At 53.0% G+C, this 25,399-nt stretch carries 27 protein-coding genes and 1 pseudogene; 13 read left to right on the top strand and 15 right to left on the bottom strand.

Annotation, left to right across the window (positions count from 1 at the left end; all coding sequences use genetic code 11):
- Window positions 1-37: 37 nt before the first annotated feature.
- Entirely contained in the window at window positions 38-535 is a 498-nt protein-coding gene (locus J5067_RS03865; protein ID WP_264642588.1) for an RICIN domain-containing protein, read from the bottom strand.
- A 1,030-nt stretch (window positions 536-1,565) separates the two neighbouring features.
- On the opposite strand from J5067_RS03865, the gene J5067_RS03860 reads away from it, so the two are divergent.
- Window positions 1,566-1,898 (top strand): hypothetical protein, encoded by a 333-nt coding sequence (locus J5067_RS03860; RefSeq protein ID WP_264628421.1) that lies wholly within the window; start codon window positions 1,566-1,568, stop codon window positions 1,896-1,898.
- A gap of 217 nt (window positions 1,899-2,115) precedes the next feature.
- On the opposite strand, the gene J5067_RS03855 is transcribed toward J5067_RS03860, so the two are convergent.
- The 3 genes from J5067_RS03855 to J5067_RS03845 all read right to left on the bottom strand — a co-directional run bounded on the left by J5067_RS03855 (window position 2,116) and on the right by J5067_RS03845 (window position 3,918).
- Window positions 2,116-2,562 (bottom strand): YcgN family cysteine cluster protein, encoded by a 447-nt coding sequence (locus tag J5067_RS03855; RefSeq protein ID WP_264642535.1) that lies wholly within the window; start codon window positions 2,560-2,562, stop codon window positions 2,116-2,118.
- 152 nt (window positions 2,563-2,714) lie between these two features.
- Window positions 2,715-3,371 carry a fumarylacetoacetate hydrolase family protein gene (locus tag J5067_RS03850; RefSeq protein ID WP_264642534.1) on the bottom strand — a complete coding sequence of 219 codons (657 nt, stop codon included), beginning with the start codon at window positions 3,369-3,371 and terminating at the stop codon, window positions 2,715-2,717.
- A gap of 277 nt (window positions 3,372-3,648) precedes the next feature.
- A complete protein-coding gene (locus J5067_RS03845; RefSeq protein ID WP_264642533.1) occupies window positions 3,649-3,918 on the bottom strand; it encodes a YcgL domain-containing protein in 270 nt (89 codons plus the stop codon).
- Window positions 3,919-4,051: 133 nt separating this feature from the next.
- On the opposite strand from J5067_RS03845, the gene minC reads away from it, so the two are divergent.
- The 3 genes from minC to minE are packed head-to-tail and all read left to right on the top strand — an operon-like array spanning window position 4,052 to window position 5,846.
- Window positions 4,052-4,738 carry a septum site-determining protein MinC gene (gene minC / locus J5067_RS03840; RefSeq protein ID WP_264650468.1) on the top strand — a complete coding sequence of 229 codons (687 nt, stop codon included), beginning with the start codon at window positions 4,052-4,054 and terminating at the stop codon, window positions 4,736-4,738.
- Between the two features lie 22 nt (window positions 4,739-4,760).
- Window positions 4,761-5,573, top strand: a complete 813-nt coding sequence (minD, locus tag J5067_RS03835; protein ID WP_195313355.1) for a septum site-determining protein MinD — start codon at window positions 4,761-4,763, stop codon at window positions 5,571-5,573.
- 3 nt (window positions 5,574-5,576) lie between these two features.
- Entirely contained in the window at window positions 5,577-5,846 is a 270-nt protein-coding gene (minE, locus tag J5067_RS03830) for a cell division topological specificity factor MinE (protein WP_264642531.1), read from the top strand.
- Window positions 5,847-5,893: 47 nt separating this feature from the next.
- Here minE and rnd read toward each other — a convergent pair whose 3' ends face one another.
- From rnd to J5067_RS03805, 5 genes are all read right to left on the bottom strand, one after another.
- Window positions 5,894-7,021, bottom strand: a complete 1,128-nt coding sequence (gene rnd, locus J5067_RS03825) for a ribonuclease D (RefSeq protein ID WP_264650467.1) — start codon at window positions 7,019-7,021, stop codon at window positions 5,894-5,896.
- Between the two features lie 123 nt (window positions 7,022-7,144).
- A complete protein-coding gene (gene fadD / locus J5067_RS03820) occupies window positions 7,145-8,848 on the bottom strand; it encodes a long-chain-fatty-acid--CoA ligase FadD (RefSeq protein WP_264643714.1) in 1,704 nt (567 codons plus the stop codon).
- Between the two features lie 214 nt (window positions 8,849-9,062).
- The gene (locus tag J5067_RS03815) at window positions 9,063-9,632 is read right to left on the bottom strand and encodes a Slp family lipoprotein (RefSeq protein WP_264642529.1); all 570 of its coding nucleotides are present in this window, start codon (window positions 9,630-9,632) and stop codon (window positions 9,063-9,065) included.
- Between the two features lie 66 nt (window positions 9,633-9,698).
- Window positions 9,699-10,400 carry a tRNA (adenosine(37)-N6)-threonylcarbamoyltransferase complex dimerization subunit type 1 TsaB gene (tsaB, locus tag J5067_RS03810; RefSeq protein ID WP_264642528.1) on the bottom strand — a complete coding sequence of 234 codons (702 nt, stop codon included), beginning with the start codon at window positions 10,398-10,400 and terminating at the stop codon, window positions 9,699-9,701.
- A 72-nt stretch (window positions 10,401-10,472) separates the two neighbouring features.
- Window positions 10,473-12,398: an ATP-dependent DNA helicase gene (locus J5067_RS03805; protein ID WP_264642527.1), complete on the bottom strand. Its 1,926-nt coding sequence runs from the start codon at window positions 12,396-12,398 to the stop codon at window positions 10,473-10,475.
- Between the two features lie 193 nt (window positions 12,399-12,591).
- Between J5067_RS03805 and J5067_RS03800 the strand changes: the two genes are divergently transcribed.
- The gene (locus tag J5067_RS03800) at window positions 12,592-12,939 is read left to right on the top strand and encodes a RidA family protein (protein WP_264650466.1); all 348 of its coding nucleotides are present in this window, start codon (window positions 12,592-12,594) and stop codon (window positions 12,937-12,939) included.
- A gap of 56 nt (window positions 12,940-12,995) precedes the next feature.
- On the opposite strand, the gene J5067_RS03795 is transcribed toward J5067_RS03800, so the two are convergent.
- Window positions 12,996-13,175, bottom strand: a complete 180-nt coding sequence (locus tag J5067_RS03795) for a YoaH family protein (RefSeq protein WP_264642525.1) — start codon at window positions 13,173-13,175, stop codon at window positions 12,996-12,998.
- A 110-nt stretch (window positions 13,176-13,285) separates the two neighbouring features.
- Here J5067_RS03795 and pabB point away from each other — a divergent pair, with 110 nt between their 5' ends.
- The 3 genes from pabB to J5067_RS03780 all read left to right on the top strand — a co-directional run bounded on the left by pabB (window position 13,286) and on the right by J5067_RS03780 (window position 16,897).
- Window positions 13,286-14,677: an aminodeoxychorismate synthase component 1 gene (gene pabB / locus J5067_RS03790; protein ID WP_264628301.1), complete on the top strand. Its 1,392-nt coding sequence runs from the start codon at window positions 13,286-13,288 to the stop codon at window positions 14,675-14,677.
- Window positions 14,674-15,291 (top strand): CoA pyrophosphatase, encoded by a 618-nt coding sequence (locus J5067_RS03785; protein WP_264650465.1) that lies wholly within the window; start codon window positions 14,674-14,676, stop codon window positions 15,289-15,291. Before pabB ends, J5067_RS03785 begins: the two co-directional genes overlap by 4 nt.
- A 241-nt stretch (window positions 15,292-15,532) precedes the next feature.
- Window positions 15,533-16,897 (top strand): L-serine ammonia-lyase, encoded by a 1,365-nt coding sequence (locus J5067_RS03780; RefSeq protein ID WP_264650464.1) that lies wholly within the window; start codon window positions 15,533-15,535, stop codon window positions 16,895-16,897.
- 81 nt (window positions 16,898-16,978) lie between these two features.
- Here J5067_RS03780 and J5067_RS03775 read toward each other — a convergent pair whose 3' ends face one another.
- Both J5067_RS03775 and J5067_RS03770 read right to left on the bottom strand, forming a co-directional pair.
- On the bottom strand, window positions 16,979-18,529 hold the full coding sequence (locus J5067_RS03775) for a TerC family protein (protein ID WP_264642521.1): 1,551 nt from the start codon (window positions 18,527-18,529) through the stop codon (window positions 16,979-16,981).
- Between the two features lies 1 nt (window position 18,530).
- Entirely contained in the window at window positions 18,531-18,653 is a 123-nt protein-coding gene (locus tag J5067_RS03770) for a hypothetical protein (protein WP_264642520.1), read from the bottom strand.
- A gap of 478 nt (window positions 18,654-19,131) precedes the next feature.
- Between J5067_RS03770 and manX the strand changes: the two genes are divergently transcribed.
- The 5 genes from manX (at window position 19,132) to mntP (ending at window position 23,483) form a co-directional block, all read left to right on the top strand.
- On the top strand, window positions 19,132-20,085 hold the full coding sequence (gene manX, locus J5067_RS03765) for a PTS mannose transporter subunit IIAB (protein WP_264642519.1): 954 nt from the start codon (window positions 19,132-19,134) through the stop codon (window positions 20,083-20,085).
- Window positions 20,086-20,185: 100 nt separating this feature from the next.
- Entirely contained in the window at window positions 20,186-20,986 is an 801-nt protein-coding gene (locus tag J5067_RS03760) for a PTS mannose/fructose/sorbose transporter subunit IIC (protein ID WP_264642518.1), read from the top strand.
- 14 nt (window positions 20,987-21,000) lie between these two features.
- The gene (locus J5067_RS03755; protein WP_264642517.1) at window positions 21,001-21,843 is read left to right on the top strand and encodes a PTS mannose transporter subunit IID; all 843 of its coding nucleotides are present in this window, start codon (window positions 21,001-21,003) and stop codon (window positions 21,841-21,843) included.
- 155 nt (window positions 21,844-21,998) lie between these two features.
- A complete protein-coding gene (locus J5067_RS03750; protein WP_264650463.1) occupies window positions 21,999-22,457 on the top strand; it encodes a DUF986 family protein in 459 nt (152 codons plus the stop codon).
- A gap of 456 nt (window positions 22,458-22,913) precedes the next feature.
- Window positions 22,914-23,483, top strand: a complete 570-nt coding sequence (mntP, locus tag J5067_RS03745) for a manganese efflux pump MntP (protein WP_264642515.1) — start codon at window positions 22,914-22,916, stop codon at window positions 23,481-23,483.
- A 73-nt stretch (window positions 23,484-23,556) separates the two neighbouring features.
- Here the strand turns inward: mntP and rlmA are convergent, their stop codons facing one another.
- The 3 genes and pseudogenes from rlmA to J5067_RS03730 form a co-directional block, all read right to left on the bottom strand.
- Entirely contained in the window at window positions 23,557-24,363 is an 807-nt protein-coding gene (gene rlmA / locus J5067_RS03740) for a 23S rRNA (guanine(745)-N(1))-methyltransferase (RefSeq protein ID WP_264642514.1), read from the bottom strand.
- A 108-nt stretch (window positions 24,364-24,471) separates the two neighbouring features.
- Window positions 24,472-24,681 (bottom strand): transcription antiterminator/RNA stability regulator CspE, encoded by a 210-nt coding sequence (cspE, locus tag J5067_RS03735; RefSeq protein WP_196907015.1) that lies wholly within the window; start codon window positions 24,679-24,681, stop codon window positions 24,472-24,474.
- Window positions 24,682-24,721: 40 nt separating this feature from the next.
- Window positions 24,722-24,839, bottom strand: a pseudogene (locus J5067_RS03730) (DUF2627 domain-containing protein).
- Window positions 24,840-25,399: the final 560 nt, after the last annotated feature.

Below are 25,399 nucleotides of genomic sequence, written 5' to 3'. Positions count from 1 at the left end.
CCGAAGTAGACCTACAGTTAAACTTGACCGCAGTTTCTTACTGCGGCAGAACCCAGGTCTGTGCAAAAGAACCCGTGCAGCTTTGCAACTTGAGTGGTTTATCAAGTCCCACTGACGTCAGGCATCTTTTTGTCTCGAAGTTTTTAACGTGGGTGGGTCCCGCGGTTAGCGCATCCCAATGCTGAGCGGGATCCTTGATATCGCATCTCTTAACTACAGGCCCCATGCCATCATCAGCCAGGCACTCATCATGACTGAGTTCAATGATCTTGAAAGCCGTAGTAACCGGTGCAGTTTTTGATGCCTCGGGGCACGTTAGCAGGGTGGGAATGCCATTTGCTCCCTGAACCACACAATTACGGCCTCGGGCAATACTCACAAAGCCGTTAACCGTTGTGGCGTTCAGTGTAATGACAAACGCCTGAGCAAGATCTTGTTCCCTGATTGTGCTCTTTTCCGCTGCCATCAATGATGCTGAGCTGACCATTAAAGCCAGAACAACGGCTAACCGGCTGCAAACCTTTGCGTTTTTCATACTATTCCTCGTGTCGATTCAGTAGTCTTGGTACCACAGTGCCGTCCTGACGCTGGCCTAGCTCGCCAGGTCTTAACTGAGAAAGATACTTCATTCTCCACAACGACAAGTCACTGAACCCTGTATTACTGCCAGTAAAGCGATCGCTGCTCTACATGTCGTAATACACCCACAGGCCAGGTTATTGGTGAATGCCCATTTAAAGGTGCCGTTCTATGCCCCGTTGTAGACGCGGGCTACCGGATCATAATGGGAGGGAACGCGGACAATGCGCCCATCGGGCTCACAGGTTTCGGACTACAAGAATCAGAAATGAGGTTCACCGAGCAACACCATAACCCACCGAACTCCCGTCTTTCTTATCCCAATCAGGCCGTTCTCCGGACATGATAGCCGCTCTCTGTGATGGGGTTGGTCTGTCGTACTGATTAGGCATGGTGCTCTTAGGCTGACTGATGTGAATTTTATTCGGGTCGAAGTTCTCGACAGCGCATCCAGATACCATGATTGTTATTATCAGGGAAGTAATCACATTCCTCATGAAAAAATCCTTATGATTCCCAACAGTAGTCGGGTAATTATACAAGCTGGTATATTAGGCGACCCCACCTATCAATTCTCTCAACGTCTGCCTATATCGTTCCTCTTCAAACTCGACGCAAATGCATTGCGCCCCAACTTAATCGCAGCCTTAATCATTGCCCCTGAACCCATTGTGGTTCTGCGATAGGATGCCCCTTCCCAAGATAACGATATTTATCAAGATTTATTTGCCAGGTATATTTAACTGACCCCGTTTGCGGATAACTTCGTTCAAAGTTGCTAAGATAAAGTCATTAATGTCATAACCAGTGACGCGTTTTTAACTAAACACAGTTGGTTTACCCTTTGTTTCTGTTGTTAAAACTGACGTCCAGATACCATTTTGGGCCATAAACAAGACAACGGTAGAAGGACTCGCCATGACCCTATTAGTCACATCAATCCCATTTGTTGCATTTGCCCAAGGCTCTTATCGCCAGGAGTGCTCATGAAATTAACTTTAGCAATGGCACTGGTTTTATCCGGGTGCGCTGCCACAAGCCTATCCAGCCAGCAGATATCTGCGTACAACAATGACGATCTGTGTAAAGCATTAGGCACATACAACAGTCATGGGCACACAGTACTTCGCATAACCGAAGAGATAAACAAACGGGGGGCGGACATCAATCAAGAGCGGTGTTACGCTCTTTCACGAATAGAGATGAGGCGCGGTGGTAATACGCTTAAACGTGATAATCTTTTCTTTGAGAATCAAGAATTGGAACGGCAATCACGTATATCGAGAGATATACAGCGATATTTAGAAAGTCAACATTAAGCAAAGTAGTACTTATGCTCTAACCTAAAGCGTAATGACATAGACTTCTTCCAAATATTATTGTAGCCGTGCCGTTCCCATGTCTCTGACGGTTTGAGACTCTACTGCGTTCGTTTGAAACGCGCTGAGATCAGCCATCGCAGCGCAGAGGATATACGGCGTTTACGGGAATGGGATGACTGTTAACAACAGCAGTCAACACGCTGCACCACAATGCTTAGCGCGCCCACTCCGGTTTATTCAGGATATGGTCCTGCCAATCGACAACCTCGGTTTCACGCACCGCAATGTGGCGCACGGAGATGCGTTCACTGTGCATCAGCGCTTTGTTACCCGCGCGCAGCGGATGCCAGCCGGGCAGATCTCTCCCTTCGTGGATCAATCGATAAGCGCAGGTAGCGGGCAACCAGTCGAAAGAGAGCAGGTTTTCCCGCGTCAGCTTGATGCAATCCGGCTCATACTCGAATCGCCGTTCATAATTACGGCATTGGCAGGTTTTGATGTTTAACTGATTACAGGCGACATTGGTGAAGTAGAGTTCTTCAGTGTCTTCATCAATGAGTTTATGCAAGCAGCACTGACCGCAGCCGTCGCACAAGGACTCCCACTCGTGGTCGGACATTTCAGACAAGGTTTTTTGCTGCCAAAAATCGCGTTCGCTCATGCACAGTATCTCATCAATCTTTATGTTATCTGGCAACGCACAAACGCCCCGCCAACCACATCTGCAATGTGAATTATGACGGGTATATAACGGATTTGGCGAGGTGAAGCAAGTGCTTTACCCGTCCCCAACGGGAACGGGTCAGAGAAAGATCAGATAATCCGCGTGGACAGGCTGCGATCGTTGATGGTGATAGTCAGCATATCGCCGGACACAATCGGGCCAACGCCCGCAGGGGTGCCGGTCAGGATCACATCCCCTGCGCGCAGCGTGAAAAAGCGGCTCATGTAAGCAATCAATGGCAGAATCGGCGTGATCATATCGCGCGTATTGCCCTGCTGGCGGATTTCATCATTCACCTTCACGCCTAAATCCGTCTGCTGCGGATCGCCAAACTCGGCGACGGGAATAAAACCGGAAATCGGGCAAGCACCATCAAACCCTTTGGCTTTCTCCCAGGGGCGACCGGCCTTTTTGCATTCGGACTGAATGTCACGCAGCGTCAAATCCAACGCAACACCGTAACCGGCAATCGCGCGCGCCACGCGCTCTTCGTTTGCCTGCTTAAGCGGCGTGCCAATCAGCACCGCCAGTTCAACTTCGTGATGCACCGAGCCCAGGTTTTTCGGAATAGCCACTGGTTGGCGCAGATCGCACAGTGCGGTCTCAGGTTTGATAAATAGCACGGGTTCAGGGGCGACCGAGTTTCCCATTTCTTTGATGTGGTCTGCGTAATTACTGCCAACGCAAACCACTTTATTTACCGGGAAATCGAGCAATGCGCCCTGCCAGTCTCTGTGTTGGTACATGGATATCTCCTGCCCTGTCAGTTGAAAATCACGCTCAGATACCCAGTGCATCAGGCAAACCGGTGGGTATCCCTTTACGTCAGGGGTTTATTTATACGTCTCTGCGCCGATAAAACAAGCCTGTAGACGGTAATGCGGAAAAATATAAGTAAAGAACTCAACGCCAGATCATACTTTTTAAGCGCCGTTACGCATCAGCACGACGCCTAAGCTAGGCAATTTGGGGTGGAAAACGGTTAAGAAAAAACCGAATTTTCATCCCAAACACGGTACCACGTTATTTGCTGACGTTGTGATGAACGGATAACAAATTCTCCGGAGGCGGCGGCATTTGCAGATAAAAACCTTCTTCTTTTAGCGCCTGCTTTACTTTTTCAATGTCGGCTGACGCTAATTTTTTGCTGCCATCAAGCGGTAATAGCATCACCAACTGCGGCGTGCCAAAGCTTTTCATCAGCGCTTCCGGCACGCGGGAAAAATCGTCTTTTTTATCAACATAGAGATAGGTTTGATCGCGTTTGGCGCTTCGATAGATCACACAAAACATTTTTTTACTCGATTAGATGGGAATGTCACCTTGCCTGTATATAATTGTGACTATAACATGCTTACAGCACTCTGGAATATCATGTTGCCATGCCAATCCAGGGATTTAACAGGCTGAAACTGAGTCAGGATAGATGTCACAAACGCCAATTGAGTTAAAAGGCAGCAATTTTACCTTATCGGTTGTTCATTTGTATGAGTCGCAACCCGAGGTAATTATTAAAGCATTACAGGAAAAGATCGAGCAGGCTCCCGCATTTTTAAAAAATGCGCCTGTGGTTATTAATGTTGCCGCCCTGACGGATGAAATAGACTGGTTATCTATCCAGCACGCTATTATTTCTACGGGGTTACACGTGGTGGGTGTGAGCGGTTGTAAGGACGAGACACTGAAAAAAGCCATTATCAAGGCGGGATTGCCGCTGTTAAATGAAGGCAAGTCGTCGCGTCGGGCACCTGAACCTATTCCCATGTCACCTGCAATAGCCAAAACCAAAGTGATTACCGCGCCGGTTCGTTCCGGCCAACAGATTTACGCCAGAGAAGGCGATTTAATTGTACTGAGCAGCGTCAGCGCCGGTGCAGAAGTGATCGCCGATGGCAATATCCATATTTACGGCATGATGCGGGGCCGCGCGCTGGCGGGCGTCTCGGGCGATGTGCAGAGCCAAATCTTCTGTACGCATCTTGCCGCCGAACTGGTATCCATCGCCGGGCGCTACTGGCTCAGCGACAAGATCCCAGCGGCCCACGTCGGGCAGGCTGCGCGCCTGAAACTCGATCTGCTCGCAAACGATTTAACCATACAACCTCTAGACTAAGCCCTTTAACAAGGAACTATTTATGGCACGCATTATTGTTGTTACATCGGGTAAAGGGGGCGTTGGCAAGACTACTTCAAGCGCGGCCATTGCTACCGGTTTAGCCCAGAAAGGTAAAAAGACGGTTGTTATCGACTTCGATATTGGGCTGCGTAACCTCGATCTCATCATGGGATGCGAGCGCCGCGTAGTCTACGACTTCGTCAATGTGATTCAAGGCGATGCCACGCTGAATCAGGCATTGATCAAAGATAAACGCACGGAAAACCTCTATATCCTGCCCGCGTCACAAACCCGTGACAAAGATGCGCTGACGCGCGAAGGCGTGGAAAAAGTGTTGGATACGCTGGCAGAAATGGAGTTTGATTTTATCATTTGTGATTCTCCGGCTGGGATTGAAACCGGTGCGTTGATGGCGCTCTATTTTGCCGACGAAGCCATCATTACCACCAACCCGGAAGTGTCGTCAGTGCGCGACTCTGACCGCATTCTTGGTATCCTTGCCTCCAAATCACGCCGGGCCGAACGCGGTCAGGATGCGATTAAAGAGCATCTGCTGCTCACCCGTTACAATCCAGGCCGCGTTAGCCGCGGTGATATGTTAAGTATGGAAGATGTACTGGAGATTCTTCGTATTTCGCTGGTTGGCGTTATTCCTGAAGATCAGTCCGTACTGCGTGCATCAAACCAGGGGGAACCGGTGATCCTTGATATCGCTTCCGACGCAGGTAAGGCATACGCTGATACCGTCGATCGCTTGCTGGGTGAAGATCGTCCCTACCGTTTCATTGAGGAAGAGAAAAAGAGTTTTCTTAAACGCCTTTTTGGGGGATAAATTATGGCCTTACTCGACTTCTTTCTGTCCCGCAAAAAAAACACCGCGAATATTGCCAAGGAGCGGCTGCAAATTATCGTTGCGGAACGCCGCCGTGGCGACAATGAGCCACATTATTTGCCACAGTTAAAGCGGGATATTTTGGCGGTGATCTGTAAATACGTACAGATCGACCCGGAAATGGTGACGGTACAGTTGGAGCAAAAAGGAGATGATATCTCCGTGCTCGAGCTTAACGTCACCCTGCCAGAACCGGAAGAACCCGCTAAATGAGTCTTGGGAATTAATAACCCCCACATCCTGTGGGGGTTATTCTGACGTTACCCTTCGCGCGTCAATAAATCGCGCAATGGCGCATCGAACAGTTCGGCTCGCCAGCCGTTCAACATTTCAGGCGCAGTGCCTTCCTGAGCAAACAGCTTCCAATGCCAATTCAACAAGCGGTTGATCTGACGCCGTGATGCCAGTAACTCGGCAGAAAGCCCGCTACGTTCACTCACCTGTGTCACCAGATTCTTGATGTCCTTGAACACGCGCTTATAGCCCGGATAGTCGATCAGATTGACGATCGGCGCGGGATACTGGGATTCCGCCAGCGCATTGGCCTGGGCCACAAGATCGAGCAGTGTTTTACCGTGGTAACGGATTTCCGGGCCGCTCAGCCCCAGTGCGCTCAACTCGCCCAGCGAGGACGGCATGCAGCGCGCCACCTGAAGCAAATTTTCTTCCCGCACCACAAAGTTGACTGAGCTGTCGCGCTGGCGCGCCAGGTTCAAACGCCACTGAGCAAGCAGTTGCAGGCAAGCCAACTGCTTACCGCGCAGTTGCCAGGCGTTGCCAAATTCGCGATAGGCCAGTTCTGGCGTGAGAATATCCTGCTTACGCTGACACAGTAACCGGCACTCATCCAACGCCGCGTTCAGCCATCCAGCCTCACGGGTTTCGGCCACAATCTTCTCCGCCATCGGCAACAAATAGAAGACGTCTGCGGCGGCATAGTCACACTGTTTCTCAGTCAATGGGCGAGCCAGCCAGTCGGTGCGCGATTCGGTCTTGTCCAGCGTCACGCCTTGATAATCTGCCACCAATGCAGCAAATCCATACGACAAGGGCTTACCGAGAAAGGCGGCAAAAATCTGAGTATCGATAAACGGATGCGGCAACACGCCAAACGCGTTAAGAAACACCTCAAGATCTTCACTGCTGGCGTGCAGGAACTTGGTCACCTGCGCATCCTGCAACAGCGCCACAAACGGCTGCCAGGCGCTGATAGTGAGGGGATCAATCAGGGAGAGGGTTTCACCGTCAAACAGCTGGATAAGACCCAACTGCGGATAATAGGTGCGAGTGCGAACAAATTCGGTATCCAGCGCGACTTGCGTGTGCTGACGCGCCTGCTGACAAACCTGTTCCAGGCCATTGTTGTCGCTGATTAACTGATAATTCAAAACGTGTTCTCTTGTTTTTTAACTGTCGGCTACTGCAAAAACAACGCCGGTAAAACCGGCGTTGTTAACCTTTTGCTATGATAGCCTGTCCTGCTGCGATCTGGCAGACGTTTTATTGATAAATCAGGAAACCTTTGCGGCACCTTCATCGGAGGACTTTTTCTTGCCATTGTCGGCACGTAGCTCGCGGCGCAGAATTTTTCCCACGTTTGATTTCGGCAATTCTTCCACAAACTCGACCAGTTTTGGCACTTTATAAGCGGTCAGATTACGGCGGCAATGGGTGATCAGTTCATCTTTGCTCAGGCTGCTATCACGGGCCACCACATAAGCTTTTACCGCTTCACCACTCAGTTCGCTTTCCACACCGATTACCGCTGCTTCGGACACTTTTGGATGGCGCGCGATCACCTCTTCGATTTCTGTCGGATACACGTTAAACCCGGACACAAGAATCATGTCTTTTTTGCGATCGATCACGCGCAGAAACCCCTCTTCATCTGCCGTGACAATATCGCCGGTTGCCAGCCAGCCCTCTTTCAGCACCTCTTGCGTCGCGGCCGGTTGCTGCCAGTAGCCCAGCATCACCTGTGGCCCTTTTACCCACAGCTCGCCCGATTCTCCCGGCGCAACATCGTGCCCCTCATCGTCGACAATGCGCACATCGGTGGAGGGCACCGGCAAACCAATGCTGCCGCTGTAGTGTTTTAAATCATAGGGATTGCCCGCCACCAGCGGTGCGCTTTCCGTCAGGCCATAGCCTTCCAGCAGGTGTTTACCCGTCAATTTTTCCCAGCGCTCCGCCACCGATTGCTGCACCGATGCGCCGCCGCCCACCGACAAACGCAGCGTAGAAAAATCCAGCTCGTGGAAGGCCTTGTTATTCAGCAGCGCGTTAAACAAGGTGTTAACACCCGTGACCGCGGTGAACGGGTATTTGCCCAGTTCCTTCACCACCGCCGGAATATCGCGCGGGTTAGTGATCAGCAGATTTTGCCCACCCAACTCAACAAACAGCAGGCAGTTTACCGTCAGCGCAAAGATGTGATAAAGCGGCAGCATGGTGACCACCAACTCATGGCGCTCTTGCAGCACCGGGCCGTAAGCGCCTTTCGCCTGTGCCAGATTCGCCTGCATATTGCGGTGCGTCAGCATCGCGCCTTTCGACAACCCGGTGGTGCCGCCGGTGTATTGCAAAAACGCCAAATCGGCATTCACGATCTGCGGTTTGATGTATTGCAGACGGCGTCCTTGTTGCAGCGCGCTGCGAAACGAAATGGCATCCGGCAGATGGTATTTCGGCACCAGACGTTTGATATATTTGACCACAAAGTTGACCAGCGTCCCTTTCGCAGTGGAGAGCTGATCGCCCATGCGCGTCAGGATCACGTGCTTAACGCTGGTGTTATACACCACTTTTTCCAGCGTATGTGCAAAGTTGGACACAATCACAATCGCGATGGCACCGCTGTCTTTCAACTGGTGTTCCAGCTCACGCGGCGTGTAGAGCGGATTGACGTTAACCACCACCAATCCGGCGCGCAAAATGCCAAACAGCGCGACCGGATATTGCAACAGGTTTGGCATCATCAGTGCCACGCGATCGCCCTTTTGCAGGTGCAGTTGATTCTGCAAATAGGCGGCAAACGCGCGGCTACGCTCTTCCAGCTTGCGGAAGGTCATCACTTCACCCATGTTAATAAACGCGGGCAGGTCGGCATATCGAGCAACCGCATTTTCAAAAAGATCGACCAACGACGTATAGTTATCCGGATTAATGTCGGCGGGCACGTTCGCCGGATAACGCGTTAACCAGATTTTCTCCAAGGCATCACTCCCAAGGTATTTTTTTAGTGGCATGATGATTCTCCCACCGCTCGTTCAATTAACATTATTTTAACTCAGCTTACCAGTTGCTGCTGAGACAATATCGAGGTTGAGAGTTCGATCACGCCTTATTGTTAACTATATGTATCAAAAAAATGAGGCGACCTGCGTCGCCTCGTTGTTCCGGATTTATCTAAAAGAGAAAAACCGTCATTTATTGCGTCACGATGGTCTCGATGCGCGCCGGGCCCCAGTCATTGCCAAAGCCCCAACCCCGCCGGTAACGCCAATCCCATCCCCAGGGATCGGCCGCGCCGGGCGGCAAGATGACCTGCTGCGTTTCGTTCCAGCGCTGATAACCCGTCACATTGATTACCACGAAACGATAAGGTCTGCTGCCTATCTGCCCTTGCTCCATTTCTGCCACCGAACCCACCACCGTCACCAACCGCCCCTGAAAATCGAGGGGTTCAAGGAAGCCTTTGACGTTGGCAATGAATCGCCCTTCCGAAACGCTGTCCAACTGAGGTCGCGCCCAGCGATCCAACGGCAGGCTGACAATCACCAAACGGGTTTTGTCATTGTCGTTATGCACGGCAACAACGCGGCCGCCGAGACGCGCCTCCTGGCCCAAGGCCACCTGCGGCATCAACGTGATTTGCGACAACCGGTCGTACGGTCTTTCCGAGCTACTCTGGATTGATTCAGGAATCGAGGAACAGCCTGCCAACAACAGTGCCAGCGCTGCGAACGTCACCCGCTTTGACCAATAAGACATCGCCATGATACTGATCCCTTTGCCATTACCTACTCATTAGAGTAGGTCGTAATGCAATAAGTTGCGCTGTTATCAGGCGCGACCGGGTAATTTTTTCCAGGTGACGTTGTTGCGCAAATAGCGCGGCAACGCATCGGCGACGGCAACCGCCTTGCCCGACTGCCATTGATGGCAGGCCAGCGGCAGCATATCCTGCGCCTGCGGCAGCAGCATGTCGCCCGGAGACAGAGCGATCTCCGCGTGGGCAGCCAGTGTCGGATAGGCTTCCCACCCGGTTCCAACGGTCGCCCATTCACCGCGCAGTAATAGAGTGCGCTCCAGCACCTGCTGCGGCGTCAGCACCGCTTCATGCTCGTCGCCCTGCCAGTTGCCGTCAACGTCACGCTGATACTCAGCCCAATAGACTTCTCCCATGCGGGCGTCAATCGCCGCCAGCACACGCGTGGCCCCGGTACGACGCCAGGCCCCCTGCGCCATCGTGGCGAGCGTGGAGATCCCCAGCATCGGCAAATCCGCGCCTAACGCCAGTCCTTGCGCAATACCAATACCGATGCGCACGCCGGTGAAGCTGCCGGGGCCCTGACCAAACGCCAGCGCATCCAGACTGTTCAACGACACACCGTTTTCAGCCAGCACCTGTTGCACCATCGGCAACACGCGTTGGGTATGTTCACGGGGACACACTTCATACAGGGAGAAAATTTGACCATCATTCCAGAGCGCAACGGAACAGGCTTCCGTCGCAGTATCGAGCGCTAAAATTCGCGTAGACATGCCGACCTCAGGCAGGGAAACAAAATAACGCGGCGAAGCATAGCACACCGCGCAGGGAATTACTCAGAGGCATCACACCGCCTCGGTGCGGGACAGAAAACGTATCGCTTGCGCCAGATCGCGCGTGCGGGCAGCGGGCGGCAGGCTTTGCAGAAAGGTTTTGCCGTAAGGACGCATCACCAGGCGGTTATCGCAGATAACGATAACGCCGCGATCGTCCACATCCCGAATCAAACGCCCCACCCCTTGCTTCAACGTGATGACCGCATCGGGCAGTTGTACCTCATCGAACGGATCGCCGCCGCGCAGACGACAATCTTCAATACGCGCTTTCAGCAGCGGGTCGTCGGGTGAGGTAAACGGCAGTTTATCGATAATCACGCAAGAGAGCGCATCACCGCGCACATCTACCCCTTCCCAGAAGCTGCTGGTTGCCACCAGCAACGCATTCCCCGCAGAGACAAACTGCGCTAACAGTTGCGCCTTGCTGGTTTCGCCCTGGAGCAATACCGGTAGTGTCAGTGAGGCGCGGAACTCGGCGGCCAAATCGCGCATCATTTGGTGCGAGGTGCACAACATAAAGCAGCGTCCGCGATTCGCCTCGATGAGCGGGCGCAACTGCGTCGCCAGCCGCTGTGCGGCACCGCGTTGCTGCATCTCCGGCAGAAAACGCGGCACGCAGAGCAACGTCTGTTGCGCATAATCAAACGGGCTCGGCAGCAGCATGGAGTGCGCATGGTCCAATCCCAGACGCTCGGTAAAGTGTTCAACCCGGTCGTTGACTGACAGCGTCGCCGAGGTAAATATCCATGCGGCCTTTTTCTCTTTCATCAGCTCACGAAAACGGTCTGCCACGGACAGCGGAGTCAGTGCCAACACGAAGTGCCGCGCATTGCATTCATACCAGTAGCTGTAACCGGCCTGTTGCACATCCTGTAGCCGCTTGAGACGAGCGCGATACAGGGTAGCGCGTTCAAAAGCGGCATCCAGCAGCGCCGAGCGCCCAAGCGAGAGTTTGGCGACGTCATAGCAGAGTTCAAGCGCATCATCGAGCAACAGCAGCGCGCGTTGCAGCGACGGCTGTGCCAGCACATCGCGCAGGTTGCCGCGAAAGCCGGGTTCACCCAGTGCCAGCCTGAAATCCTGCGTGCTTTGCGATAAGCGATCGGCGGATTTTTGCAACTGCGCCGCATCGCGCACTTCAGTGCGGTAGGCAATAATGATATCTTTCGCCAGATCGAGCAGTTGGCGGCTGGTGAGTTGCTGACCAAAGTAGTGGCTGGCGATATCGGGGATCTGGTGCGCTTCATCAAAAATCACCACATCGCTGTCGGGGATCAACTCAGCAAATCCGCTCTCTTTGACCACCATATCCGCCAGATAGAGGTGATGGTTAACCACCACCACATCGGATTCCATCGCCTTACGGCGCGCCTTGACCACGAAGCATTCTTTATAATGCGGGCAATCGCTCCCCAAGCAGTTATCGTTGGTACTGGTGACTAACGGCCATACCGCGCTATCTTCCGCTACGTCGGTGCAGGTGCTGACATCGCCGTCCACCGTGGCCGATGACCAGCCGCGCAAACGCACCAGCTCACTCAACGCCTCACCGCTCAGATCGCCCCCGGCCAGTGATTGCTGCTCCAGCCGCTCGATACACAGATAGTTAGAGCGCCCTTTGAGTAACGCTACCTGTCCGGTGTAGCCCAATGCACTGGCGATGCGCGGCAAATCGCGGGCGAAAAGCTGATCCTGAAGGGCTTTTGACCCGGTGGAGACAATCACCTTGCGTTCGGAACGCAGTGCCGGTACCAGATAGGCATAGGTTTTACCGGTCCCGGTGCCCGCTTCCACCACCAGCGCGTGTTGTTCGCAAATGGCACGTTCAACCGCAGCGGCCATATCACGCTGGGGTTCGCGCGGTTTAAAACCGTCAATGGCTCGCGCCAGAGTGCCTTCGGGAGAAAAGTCGTCCTGTACGGAATGTTTTGTCACACACGCTCTCTATTTGTCACTGCCCATTGTCACAACCACAACCGCAGGGGATGCCGTGAAGCTATTGCCCAATTATGCCCTTTGTCTGCCCCGGCAGCCACCCTGCATCGCGATCGCGTCGCATCACGTCGCAGAATCATGGTAGGCTGCAAAACGATTTTTACCTCACAGGATTGATTCAGGGAGACAACCCATGACAGACATTATCAGAATTCAACCAGAAGCCCGCTGGTCCGATGCCGTGATCCATAACGGCACCCTTTACTACACCAGCGTACCGGAGAATCTGGATGCCGATGCCGAGGGACAAACCGAAAGCGCCCTGGCGCAGCTTGATGCCATCCTGAGTCAGAATGGTTCAGACAAAACGCGTCTGTTAGATGTGACGATTTTTCTTGCCAACGCGGCAGATTTTAACGCCATGAATGCCGCCTGGGATGCCTGGGTGGTGGCAGGCCACGCGCCGGTACGCTGTACCGTAGAAGCGCGTCTGATGAACCCGAAATACAAAGTGGAAATCAAGGCTATCGCCGCGCTGTAGTGCATGGCTATCGCTCATCGCTGGCAGCGTTTGCCACTAAGCGACAGCGTTAAGGATTATTCATCCTCGTCGCTTTCATCATAAGTGACAGCGTCACTTCTATGTTGCCGCCGCAAGTCAGCGGCAACCAGTGCGATGGCCTCTCCGCTGCTCATGCCGTCCGCCATCAGCGATTGGATACGTTCAACCGCATCTTGCTGCTGCGAGTGGGTCAAGGGGGGCATATCATTAAACATTCAGTCAGCTTCCTTATACGCCGTAGGCGAAGTGTGCTAGGCTGACGCACTCGCGTGGCCTATAAGCGCGCATCATAACGCTATATCCTAAATTAATCAGCACCTGCACGATGACATTACAACCGATGGATTCTCGTTTACCCGATTACCACTCGCTGCCCTATCAGCCGGATGCCCTGCTGCGCCTGTTTGCGCCCTTCGCCGATCAGCAGTGGGCCATGCTGTTGCACTCCGGTTTTGCCGATCACCAACATAACCGCTTCGATATCATGGTGGCCGATCCGGTGACCACATTAACCACACGTGGCGATGAGACGCTCATCACGCGCGCGGACGGCACGCAGTGCTCCACGCAAGATCCTTTCTTGTTGGTGCGCCAGGAGATGACGCGGGCCGGGATCACCGCGCACGCGCACCCCGATATGCCTTTTCAGGGCGGTGCACTCGGCCTGTTTGGTTACGATCTCGGGCGGCGCGTCGAAACGCTGCCGTCGCGGGCACAGCAAGATATCCACCTGGCGGACATGGCGGTGGGCATCTACGACTGGGCGCTAATCGCCGATCACCAACGGCAGACGCTGACGCTGCTGACCTATGAAAATCATGCTGCCCGCCTTGCCTGGCTCTTTGCGCCGCAGGATACGGCAACCCATGACGATTTCCAACTGACCACGCCGTGGCAGTCCAATATGACGCGGGAAGCGTACGGTACACGCTTTCAACGCATTCAGGCCTATCTGCGCGCAGGGGATTGCTATCAGGTCAACCTGGCGCAGCGTTTCAGCGCAGGTTATCGCGGTGACGAATGGCAGGCATTTCTCTCGCTCTCGGGCGCCAATCGGGCCCCGTTTTCTGCGTTTATCCGCTTGCCGGAGCACTGCGTGATCAGCGTATCACCCGAGCGTTTCTTGCAGTTACACAACCAGCGCATCGAAACGCGCCCGATCAAGGGCACACTGCCGCGCGCCGCCGATCCGCAGGAAGATGCGCGCCGCGCCACGGCACTCGCCGCTTCGCAGAAAGATCGGGCGGAGAATTTAATGATTGTCGACTTGCTGCGTAACGATATTGGGCGCGTCGCCGTCCCCGGCAGCGTGCGGGTGCCTGAACTGTTTCACGTTGAGGCGTTTCCGGCGGTACACCATCTGGTCAGCACCATTGAAGCAAGGCTGCCGGAAAGCAGCCATGCCACGGATTTGCTGCGCGCCTGTTTCCCCGGCGGCTCCATCACCGGTGCTCCCAAGATTCGCGCCATGGAGATTATTGAAGAGCTGGAGCCGCATCGCCGCAACGCCTATTGCGGCAGTATTGGCTATATCAGCGTCTGTGGCACCATGGATACCAGCATTACCATTCGCACGCTGATCGCAGAGCAAGGCCAGCTTCACTGTTGGGCGGGCGGCGGTATCGTGGCAGACAGTCAGGAACAGGCGGAATATCAGGAAACATTGGATAAACTGGGCCGTATTCTTCCTCAACTCAGTGCGGCGCACACGTTATGAGCACGGTTATTCAGCCCGTTACTTTGCCATTCCCCACGCTGACTGACGATTTGGCGAACTTCGTCACCCGCTTTCAGTTACAGCGCGCGCCGCAGGCCAAACCGGTGCGTCAAGTGCGTAAAGCGGCGGTGCTGGTGCCGATTGTGTGCCACGCCGATGCCCCGACGCTGTTGCTAACCCGTCGTGCCAGCACGCTGCGCAAGCATGCCGGTCAAGTGGCCTTCCCCGGAGGTGCTGCGGACAGCAGCGATGCCAGCCTGATCGCCACGGCATTGCGCGAAGCCCAAGAGGAAGTGGCTATTGCCCCTGAGGTCGTGACGGTGTTAGGCACGCTGCCGCCGCTGGACAGCGTCAGCGGCTTTCAGGTCACACCGGTGGTTGGGCTGTTGCCGGCCAATATCCGCGTTAGGCCCAATGCGGATGAGGTGGCGGAACTGTTTGAGATGCCGTTGACTGATGCATTTTCGCTGACACGCTACTATCCGCTGGATATTGAGCGGCAGCGCCAAACGCACCGCGTTTACCTCTCCTGGTATCAACAACAGTTTGTCTGGGGGCTGACCGCCGCCATCATTCGCCAGCTTGCCCTGCAAGTCTCTGCCTCAACCGTCTGAAATCTAGCATTTTATTCTGACGGCCCCCGACGCCAGCATTAACCACAGATAAACAGGGGTATTTCTATTCCCCTGTTTATCCTTCGCTAGCGCAAGTGTGACGGGGATCTGCTATAAGTTATCTTCACCTGGCGCATAAGATTTTTTCATGTGAAAAGCCCACTCCTGCCATATAAACCCCACTACAATAGCGCGATCTAAGGAGTATTATTCTAAACCTGCGCTTTTGAGGAGTTTTCGCGTGATAAGCGTTTTCGACATGTTCAAGATCGGTATTGGCCCTTCAAGCTCTCATACGGTTGGACCGATGAAAGCCGGTAAGCAATTTGTCGATGATTTGATTGAGCTGGGCAAGCTCGACGAGGTTACCCGCATCGCCGTTGACGTCTACGGCTCGCTCTCCCTGACCGGGAAAGGACACCATACTGACATCGCCATTATTATGGGGCTGGCGGGCAACATGCCCGATACCATCGCCATCGATGCCATTCCGGGATTTATCCGCGACGTGGAACAGCGCGAACGCCTGTTGCTGGCAAAGGGTCAGCATGAAGTGGATTTTCCGCTGCACGGTGGCATGAATTTTCGCAGTGAGAATCTCTCCCTGCACGAGAACGGCATGACAATTACCGCCTTTGGCGGCGACCTCCCTCTGTATCGCAACACCTATTACTCCATCGGCGGTGGATTTATCGTTGATGAAGCCCACTTTGGTCAAAGCAGCGCGGGTGACGTTCAGGTTCCGTTTCCCTTCCACTCGGCAAAAGAGATGCTGATGCACTGTAAACAGCACGGTTTGTCGCTTTCCGGGTTGGTGATGCGCAATGAGCTGGCGTTGCACAGTCGCGATGAGATTGAGCACTACTTTGCCGATGTCTGGCAAACCATGCGTGCCTGCATCGATCGCGGTATGAATACCGAAGGGGTGTTGCCCGGCCCGCTGCGCGTACCGCGTCGCGCCTCGGCGCTGCGTCGCATTCTGGGTGCCGCAGGCAAACACTCCAACGACCCGATGGATGTGGTCGATTGGGTCAACATGTTCGCGTTAGCCGTCAATGAAGAAAACGCCGCTGGCGGCCGCGTCGTGACCGCACCGACCAACGGGGCGTGCGGGATCGTTCCGGCGGTGTTGGCCTATTACGACCACTTTATTGAGCCGATTACCACCGACATTGCCCTGCGTTACTTCCTCGCTTCCGGGGCGATTGGCATACTGTACAAAATGAATGCGTCGATCTCCGGTGCGGAAGTCGGCTGTCAGGGTGAAGTCGGCGTAGCCTGTTCCATGGCGGCAGCGGGCCTGGCGGAATTACTCGGTGCCAGCCCGGAGCAAGTGTGCGTGGCGGCTGAAATTGGTATGGAGCACAACCTCGGTCTCACTTGCGATCCTGTCGCCGGTCAGGTTCAGGTGCCGTGCATTGAGCGCAATGCCATTGCCTCGGTGAAAGCCATTAATGCAACACGCATGGCCATGCGTCGCACCAGCGAACCGCGCGTATCGCTCGATAAAGTGATTGAAACCATGTACGAAACCGGCAAAGACATGAACGCAAAGTACCGCGAAACGTCGCGCGGCGGTTTAGCCGTGAAAGTGCAATGTGATTAACCGAGCCTGATTGGCTGAACGTAACGACCAAAAAGCAAAACCCCTCGACAGAGGGGTTTTTTTAGTCTACGGAGCGGGCGATTACTCTTCTTCATCCGCATAAGGATCGGCCAAGCGCGTAACCTGTACCAATTCGATACGGTATTCCGATACGGCCTTGATCTCAAAGCGGAAGTGATGCAGTTCAATCACCTCGCCCACCTTGGGAATTTCATTGCTGTGTGCCAGCAACAACCCCGCCAACGACGCATATTCTTCTTTCGGATCGACCAGTTCATGGCTGTCCAACACCTGTTGCAGCGTGTGCAAATCGGTGCCGCCTTTCACCAACCAGCCGCCCTCTTCAACCACAATATCCGGCGTTTCATCTTCATCCGGGAATTCACCGGCAATCGCTTCCAGAATGTCCAACGGCGTCACCAGTCCCTGCACCACACCAAATTCGTTGGTAACGACAACCAGACTGCCCTTGGCACGGCGCAATACCGGTAGCAGATTGATGGCATCCAGCGTATCCGGCACCACCAGCGGCGGTGTGGCAGCGGCGAAGCTTTCCACATCTACCCCGCTATCCAGCGCCACCAGCAATTCTTTGGCGCGCACCACACCGACCAATTCGTCTAGCGAACCCCGGCACACCGGGAACAGGCTGTGCGGCGTATCCAGCAGTTGCACGCGAATATCGTCAATCGAGCGTTCGCTGTCGACCCAGGAGATCTCGGTACGTGGAGTCATCACGCTGCGCAGCGAGCGCGATGCCAGCGTCAATACACCGCTGATCATATAGCGTTCTTCTGCTGCGAAGGTTTCCATGGCAGGCGATGCCGGTTTTGCTTCTTCATCATCCGTGGCTTTACGCGCCCCCATCAAACGCAGGATCGCTTCGGCAGTCCGCTCACGCATCGGGCGGCGCGACTGGTGCTTGATGAAATTGCGGCGCGCAATCTGGTTAAACAGCTCAATCAGAATCGAGAAACCGATCGCGGCGTACAGGTAACCTTTCGGGATATGGAAGCCGAAACCTTCCGCCATCAAGCTCAAACCAATCATCAGCAAGAAGCTAAGGCAGAGTACCACCACCGTCGGATGGGCATTGACGAAGTTCATCAGCGGCTTGGAGGCCAGCAGCATCACTACCATCGCAATCACTACTGCTGTCATCATCACACCGATATGGTTAACCATACCGACAGCCGTGATCACCGCATCCAGTGAGAAGACGGCATCCAGTACCACAATCTGTGCGACAACCGCCCAGAAACTGGCATGAACCCTGGGCCCATTATGTTCATGCGGCCGGTTTTCCAGCCGTTCATGCAGCTCTGTGGTGGCTTTGAATAGCAAAAATAGCCCCCCCGCCAGCAAGATCATATCGCGTGCGGAGAAACCGTAACCGGCGATAGTGATCAGTGGGTTGGTCAGTTTCACCATCCATGAAATCAGGGAGAGCAGCCCCAGGCGCATCAAGAGCGCCAACGAGAGGCCAATGACACGGGCCTTGTCGCGCTGCTTCGGCGGCAATTTATCCGCCAGAATGGCGATAAACACCAGGTTATCGATACCCAGGACGATTTCCAGTACCACCAGCGTCAACAGGCCCGCCCAGATTGAGGGATCCAGCAAAAATTCCATGTCAGACTCCAGAAATGGCGCAAGCAGACAGCATCAACACCGTCGGTGTGATGTGGCGCAGCATAGGGGAAACAGCAAGAGAATAAATACCGCCCTGACGGCTATCGATACGTGGGTGACCCATCAGGTCAGCCCCAGAAACAGCACCGGCGCAGGCCGGCTGGGTAAGAAAGGATTGTCGGTGACGGTCCATATAGAGTGGGTCGAGACCCTGTGCTCCTGAGCAATTAAACAGGAGATTACTCTAGCAGGTTGTTTCGAATTTTTACAAAGATTTCTTTGCTACCAAGAAACGCCGATATCCACTGTTCCTTAACATACCCGTGATATTGTTCTCAATCACATAACAAACGCCGTTTTAACCAGCAAATACGTAAGCAGCATCACACTATTTATTTTTTCAGTGGGTAAAATAAATCGGACTTTACACCCATGATGGGGAGCCTGAATCGTTTCATAGCATATAACGCTACAGCGCATCCTTTTTATTCTTTTATGATTCTTGAGTAAAAACTTGCGTTCATACTGATATCACTTCGGTTAACCGCCTTACCCCTTAACCGGATGCATTGAGTACCTTAAATAGAATGAGGAGGTAGCAAGTGAGTATTGCAATTATGTTGTGCACTCACGGATCCACCGCCGGGCCGCTGCTGAAAACAGCGGAAATGATTCTGGGTGAACAAAGTAACGTCGCCTGGATTGATTTCGTTCCCGGTGAAAATGCGGAAACGTTAATTGAGAAATATCAGGCTAAGCTCGAAACGTTGGATACGTCGCTTGGCGTGCTGTTTCTTGTTGATACCTGGGGCGGCAGCCCGTTTAATGCCGCCAGCCGTCTGGTCACGGACAAAGCCAACCATGATGTGATTGCCGGGGTGAATATCCCGATGCTGGCAGAAACGTTTATGGCGCGCGATGATAACCCTTCCTTCGAGGAGTTGATCGCCATCGCGCTTGAAGCGGGCCGCACCGGCGTGAAAGCGCTGAAAGCCGCTGAACCCGCACCCGCCGCCAAGCCGGTAGCCAAAGCCGTCGCGCCCGCACAGGTTGGCCCCGGTGGACATATGAAAATTGGCCTCGCACGTATCGATGACCGCTTGATTCACGGTCAGGTAGCGACCCGCTGGACCAAGGAGACCAATGTCAGCCGTATTATCGTCATCAGCGATGAAGTTGCCGCCGATAACGTACGCAAAACGCTGCTGACACAGGTGGCCCCTCCCGGCGTAACCGCCCACGTGGTGGACGTTGCCAAAGCGATCCGGGTGTATGAAAACCCGAAATACGCCAACGACCGCGTGATGTTGTTGTTCACCAATCCCACCGACGTGCAGCGTCTGGTTGAGAATGGCGTTGAAATCACGTCGGTGAACATCGGCGGTATGGCATTCCGTCAAGGTAAAACCCAGGTGAATAACGCCGTCTCCATTGATGCCAAAGACATCGAAGCCTTCAAGGCGTTGGATGCACGCGGCATTGAGCTGGAAGTCAGAAAGGTATCCACCGATTCTAAACTTAAAATGATGGATCTGATTGCCAAGGTGAATAGCTAACGACAATAGCATTACCGCACCCTGGCACCGTAATGCTGTGTCTCGACTATGTTTATTTTGATCATATTTACTCAGACAGTTTTCTCATAGGAGAAGTACAATGGAGATAACAACACTTCAACTTGTGCTGATATTTCTCGTCTCATGCGTCTCGGGGATGGGGTCTATTCTTGATGAATTCCAGTTTCACCGTCCTCTGGTCGCCTGTACGTTGATTGGCGCCGTGCTCGGTGATTTGCAAACCGGGATCATCATCGGTGGGACCCTGGAAATGATTGCGCTGGGATGGATGAATATCGGTGCTGCTGTAGCACCTGATGCTGCACTCGCGTCCATCATCTCTACCATTCTGGTTATCGCCGGTGGTCAGGGCGTGGGGGCCGGTATTGCACTGGCTATCCCGCTTGCCGCCGCAGGCCAGGTATTGACCATTATCGTTCGTACCATCACCGTGGCCTTTCAGCATGCGGCTGACAGTGCAGCGGAACGCGGTAATTTAAACGCCATCAGTTGGATTCACATCTCTGCCCTGCTGTTGCAGGCAATGCGTATCGCTATTCCTGCGCTGATTGTGGCCGTGTCCGTCGGTACTGAAGCCGTCCACACACTGCTGAACTCCATCCCTGAGGTAGTGACCAACGGGTTGAATATCGCAGGCGGCATGATCGTTGTGGTTGGTTATGCGATGGTTATCAACATGATGCGTGCTGGATATCTGATGCCGTTCTTCTATCTTGGCTTCGTAACTGCTGCCTTCACCCAGTTCAACCTGGTTGCGCTGGGCGTTATCGGTATCGTCATGGCGATCATGTATATCCAGTTAAGTCCGAAGTACAACAAGGCGCAGGGGCAACCCGCCAGCGCATCGGGCAACAACGATCTTGATAACGAACTGGACTAACAGGGGTGAAAGAAATGGTTGATTCAACGCAAGAGAAAAAACTGACGCCCAGCGATATCCGTGCGGTGTTTATTCGCTCCAACCTGTTTCAGGGATCGTGGAACTTTGAACGTATGCAGGCCCTGGGATTCTGTTTCTCCATGGTGCCAGTCATTCGTCGCCTGTATCCGGAAAACTCGGAAGAGCGCAAACAGGCGATCAAACGCCATCTGGAGTTCTTTAACACGCAACCTTTCGTGGCCGCGCCGGTACTGGGCGTTACCATGGCGATGGAAGAACAGCGTGCCAACGGTGCTCCGATTGATGACGGTGCGATCAACGGCCTGAAAGTGGGTCTGATGGGACCGTTAGCCGGTGTCGGCGACCCGATTTTCTGGGGAACGGCCCGTCCGGTGTTTGCCGCGCTGGGTGCGGGTATCGCCATGAGTGGCAGCCTGCTCGGCCCGATTTTGTTCTTCGTGCTGTTTAACATGGTACGTCTGTTAGTGCGCTACTACGGCGTGGCTTACGGTTACCGTAAAGGCATCGATATCGTCAGTGATATGGGCGGCGGCTTCCTGCAAAAGATGACCGAGGGGGCATCTATCCTCGGCCTGTTTGTCATGGGGGCGTTGGTTAACAAATGGACCCATGTGAACATTCCGATGGTGGTTTCCCGCGTCACCAATCAGAACGGCGAGACCACGGTCACCACGGTGCAATCGATCCTCGATCAGTTGATGCCAGGGTTAGTGCCGCTGCTGCTGACGTTCGGCTGTATGTGGTTGTTACGGCGCAAAGTTAACGCGCTGTGGCTGATTATCGGCTTCTTTGCCATCGGTATCTTCGGCTACTGGATTGGCCTGCTGGGCGTTTAATCGCGCCAGCACGCGGCAACGACGATGGGCGGAGTGGGTGCCGCAATCCTCTGTGAGCCTGTGATAAACTACCGGACGCGCCGTGCCTCACGCCGCGTCCTTTATTTTTCGCCCCACATCGCGGTTAGCTCAACGCAACAACGTAGGAGAATGCTATGTCAACAACGGATATTGTGCTGATTGTCGTTATTGCGCTTATGTTGGCGTATGCCATTTTTGATGAATTTATCCAACCCCTGCGTCAGGGAGGCACCCGTTTGCTGGTGCCGTTGCGTCGCACCAATCGGCTGGACACGCTGATTTTCGTCGGTCTTATTGGCATTCTTATCTACCAGAATATCATTCATAACGGTACGGTATTAACCACCACGTTATTAATATCCCTGGTGGCAATATCGCTATATCTCTCTTATATTCGCCGACCAAAATTATTATTCAAGGCAACCGGTTTTATCTATGCCAACATTTTTATTCCTTATACCCGCATTCGTAACATGAATTTATCCGAAGACGGCATACTGGTGGTCGAACTGGAAAAACGTCGCTTACTGATCAACGTGCAACAATTAGACGACCTCGAAAAGATATATAAATTTATGGTTGAAAATCAATAATATAAATAGATTGATTTTTGACATACCGAGTTTCCCCGGTGAGTTCCCACACGATAACTGGTTATATTTAACCCTGTTAACGCTGTTATTATTTTGTGAATTTAACATCGTATATGATAATGAAAACAATTATCAATTACATTTAAAACCACAGTAGAGAAATCCCTGCTTTTTATCGGTTGTTTCACGCGTAAATATTATGGTAAGGTTGCGCCGTCATTTGGGGAGTAGCCAATTTCTGAATATAAGATTCAGGAATGCCCGTATCAACATACTCGTTTTATACCGAAAGATTGTCAGTACCTCCGTCATGCAGAAGCGGATATACGGCAACAGGTATAGTAAAAACGTGGTGCGGGCGGCAGTGATGCAGGCGAGACCATAGACACATGTCCCCTATTTAGGTTGGGAAGGCGACATGTGGATATGGAGAACCGCCCAGCCGAGGCTATTGCTATGAATCTTTCTGCTACGCTTATTCTTGCTTTTGGCATGTCGATGGATGCGTTTGCTGCTTCCATTGGTAAAGGTGCCGTCTTACACAAACCTCGCTTTCGTGATGCGATTCGCACCGGATTAATCTTTGGGCTGATTGAAGCCATTACCCCCCTTATCGGCTGGGCACTGGGTTTCTTTGCCAGCCAATATATTATTGAATGGGATCATTGGGTGGCTTTCACCCTGCTGGTCATCCTGGGTGGCCGCATGATTATGCAAGGCATGAGCAGCGCCAACGAGGATGATGAACCCGTACGCCGTCACACGCTGTTTGCTCTGGTTTGTACCGCCATCGCTACCAGCCTCGATGCCATGGCCATCGGTGTGGGTCTCGCCTTCTTGCAGGTCAATATTTTCCACACCGCGATGGTTATCGGCTGTGCCACCATGATCATGGTGACATTGGGTATGATGATCGGCCGCTACATCGGTCCGCTGATGGGGAAAAAGGCTGAAATCTTTGGCGGCGTGGTATTGGTTGGTATTGGCAGCAATATTCTCTACGAACACCTGTTTCGCGTTGCCTGATTGGAGATGCGTTAGCAGTTTTCCACGTTTTAAAAAAAAGGGAGCCTGTGCTCCCTTTTTTTAACGCTGCGGCTCAGGCATCTCGCTGATGAAAACGAATAATGAAATCCGTTTCACACTCAAAGCGCTCGCTATCCAACAGTTGCTGTTTAACCGCTTGCGACGCGCGCCAGGCAAAGGGCGTCATTTGCAACAATGCCGCGGCCTCATCACCGGCTAATGACATCCAGTATGCCAGCGAGTGCTCTTCTTGCAGCGTAAAGCCCGGCAGCACTTCCGCTTTTACCGGATGCAGCATGACAGCATCATAGACCTGTGCCTTAAGCTGGTACAAATGACGCGGACCGGGAGAAACGGTGATCACCCACCCTTGCGCTTTGACGGTTCTCGCCAACTCTTCACCGTCGCAGGGCGCATAAATTTTCAGTATGCCATCCAACGTCGCATCTCCGAACGGCAAACGTCGGCTTGAGGCAACGCAAAATTCAACCGCCGTATAGCGTTTCGCGGCCCGCTGAACAGCGGCCTTAGAGATATCCAGCCCGAAAATCTGCACTGCCGGTAACGCGTCCGCCAATGCCCCGGTGTAATACCCTTCTCCACAGCCAATATCCAGCAAGGCCTGCGCCTGGGATGCGAGCACGCGATGGAGATGTTGCAGTAACGCGGCCTGTAGCGGCTGATAATGGCCTGCATCGAGGAAAAGGCGACGGGCGCGCATCATCTCTGCGTTGTCACCGGGCATTTTGGATCGTTTAAACTGCACCGGTAACAGATTGACGTATCCTTCTCTGGCGCGATCGAAATGATGCGTACCGCATGACCATTGGCGATCGTTAGCCAGTAACGGCTGATGGCAGAGCGGGCATTGATAGAACATGAACATATTTTCCTACAGAGCGATAAAAACACGAGCGGATAGGCGGCAAGGGAAAAGGCAGACAACAAAAAACCCGCACCATGGCGGGTTTTGCACCGGAAACGGTAATTACAGCGCGGTTACGTTAACAGCAGAAGGACCTTTCTGGCCGTCTTGAATTTCGAACTCTACGCTCTGGCCTTCAGCCAGCGTTTTAAAACCGGTACCTTGGATTGCAGAGAAGTGAACAAACACGTCTTTGCTGCCGTCAGCAGGCGTAATGAAACCAAAACCTTTGGACTCATTGAACCACTTAACCTGACCTTTAATCTTTGCCATTTTACACATTTCCTTTAATTGTTTAAACCGCCCAAAGGCGTTATACAGACAAACCAAAGTCGTTACTGCTTTGAGGCACCAAGATAAAGATCGGCAGAGAAGTAGTACGCAACGCTAACGGTTGTATCATTAACTTCTTTACTGAAAATGCCACTCATATACAGAACCGCACCTCGTTTCACCCAGATGCGTTATTACACACTCTGAAAACGATGGCAAGCCATTTTTCTTCAGTCACAGAGGTGCCGCACAAAATAAGGCTTCAACCCCTGTAACAGTCGCATGAAACCCGCCGTTGGCATCACAAACAGGTCATGGATAACCCACTGAATATTCGTGGTTTTATTTATTAATCCGTAAAATGTAACTCCCTGGCAATCCTTGCTACTGTTAAGGCGCATTTGCCATAGCAAAATGTTATAAATTTAGAACTTATTTACGATAAGAAAATAAAAGGAGTGGTTTCTTATTATTATGCTACCGGGAGGAAAATGCATCGCATGACACAGGTTCCTCCCGCTACGATCCATTAATACCCTTGAACCATTACGCCAACTAATAACGCCAGTACTACCAGGAGAATGATACTGGCCAACTTCCAGCGCCTTTCTGATTTTGCTCCCATTGCGAATACCCTCTCAACATCGCATATTTCCATTGCACCTATTTGGTATATCGGCCGATCAACATTTTTTTTTATGCATGTTGTGCCGCGGTA

Origin of the sequence: Candidatus Symbiopectobacterium sp. NZEC151 (assembly GCF_025962655.1) — a bacterium.
In the GTDB taxonomy this organism is placed as follows: domain Bacteria; phylum Pseudomonadota; class Gammaproteobacteria; order Enterobacterales; family Enterobacteriaceae; genus Symbiopectobacterium.
This window is presented reverse-complemented; position numbering and strand designations above follow the sequence as displayed.

Coding starts and splice junctions, on each gene's coding strand:
- J5067_RS03865 (WP_264642588.1), bottom strand. CDS start 535: ATGAAAAACGCAAAGGTTTGCAGCCGGTTAGCCGTTGTTCTGGCTTTA.
- J5067_RS03860 (WP_264628421.1), top strand. CDS start 1,566: ATGAAATTAACTTTAGCAATGGCACTGGTTTTATCCGGGTGCGCTGCC.
- J5067_RS03855 (WP_264642535.1), bottom strand. CDS start 2,562: ATGAGCGAACGCGATTTTTGGCAGCAAAAAACCTTGTCTGAAATGTCC.
- J5067_RS03850 (WP_264642534.1), bottom strand. CDS start 3,371: ATGTACCAACACAGAGACTGGCAGGGCGCATTGCTCGATTTCCCGGTA.
- J5067_RS03845 (WP_264642533.1), bottom strand. CDS start 3,918: ATGTTTTGTGTGATCTATCGAAGCGCCAAACGCGATCAAACCTATCTC.
- minC (WP_264650468.1), top strand. CDS start 4,052: ATGTCACAAACGCCAATTGAGTTAAAAGGCAGCAATTTTACCTTATCG.
- minD (WP_195313355.1), top strand. CDS start 4,761: ATGGCACGCATTATTGTTGTTACATCGGGTAAAGGGGGCGTTGGCAAG.
- minE (WP_264642531.1), top strand. CDS start 5,577: ATGGCCTTACTCGACTTCTTTCTGTCCCGCAAAAAAAACACCGCGAAT.
- J5067_RS03815 (WP_264642529.1), bottom strand. CDS start 9,632: ATGGCGATGTCTTATTGGTCAAAGCGGGTGACGTTCGCAGCGCTGGCA.
- tsaB (WP_264642528.1), bottom strand. CDS start 10,400: ATGTCTACGCGAATTTTAGCGCTCGATACTGCGACGGAAGCCTGTTCC.
- J5067_RS03800 (WP_264650466.1), top strand. CDS start 12,592: ATGACAGACATTATCAGAATTCAACCAGAAGCCCGCTGGTCCGATGCC.
- J5067_RS03795 (WP_264642525.1), bottom strand. CDS start 13,175: ATGTTTAATGATATGCCCCCCTTGACCCACTCGCAGCAGCAAGATGCG.
- pabB (WP_264628301.1), top strand. CDS start 13,286: ATGACATTACAACCGATGGATTCTCGTTTACCCGATTACCACTCGCTG.
- J5067_RS03785 (WP_264650465.1), top strand. CDS start 14,674: ATGAGCACGGTTATTCAGCCCGTTACTTTGCCATTCCCCACGCTGACT.
- J5067_RS03775 (WP_264642521.1), bottom strand. CDS start 18,529: ATGGAATTTTTGCTGGATCCCTCAATCTGGGCGGGCCTGTTGACGCTG.
- J5067_RS03770 (WP_264642520.1), bottom strand. CDS start 18,653: ATGGGTCACCCACGTATCGATAGCCGTCAGGGCGGTATTTATTCTCTT.
- J5067_RS03760 (WP_264642518.1), top strand. CDS start 20,186: ATGGAGATAACAACACTTCAACTTGTGCTGATATTTCTCGTCTCATGC.
- J5067_RS03755 (WP_264642517.1), top strand. CDS start 21,001: ATGGTTGATTCAACGCAAGAGAAAAAACTGACGCCCAGCGATATCCGT.
- J5067_RS03750 (WP_264650463.1), top strand. CDS start 21,999: ATGTCAACAACGGATATTGTGCTGATTGTCGTTATTGCGCTTATGTTG.
- mntP (WP_264642515.1), top strand. CDS start 22,914: ATGAATCTTTCTGCTACGCTTATTCTTGCTTTTGGCATGTCGATGGAT.
- rlmA (WP_264642514.1), bottom strand. CDS start 24,363: ATGTTCTATCAATGCCCGCTCTGCCATCAGCCGTTACTGGCTAACGAT.
- cspE (WP_196907015.1), bottom strand. CDS start 24,681: ATGGCAAAGATTAAAGGTCAGGTTAAGTGGTTCAATGAGTCCAAAGGT.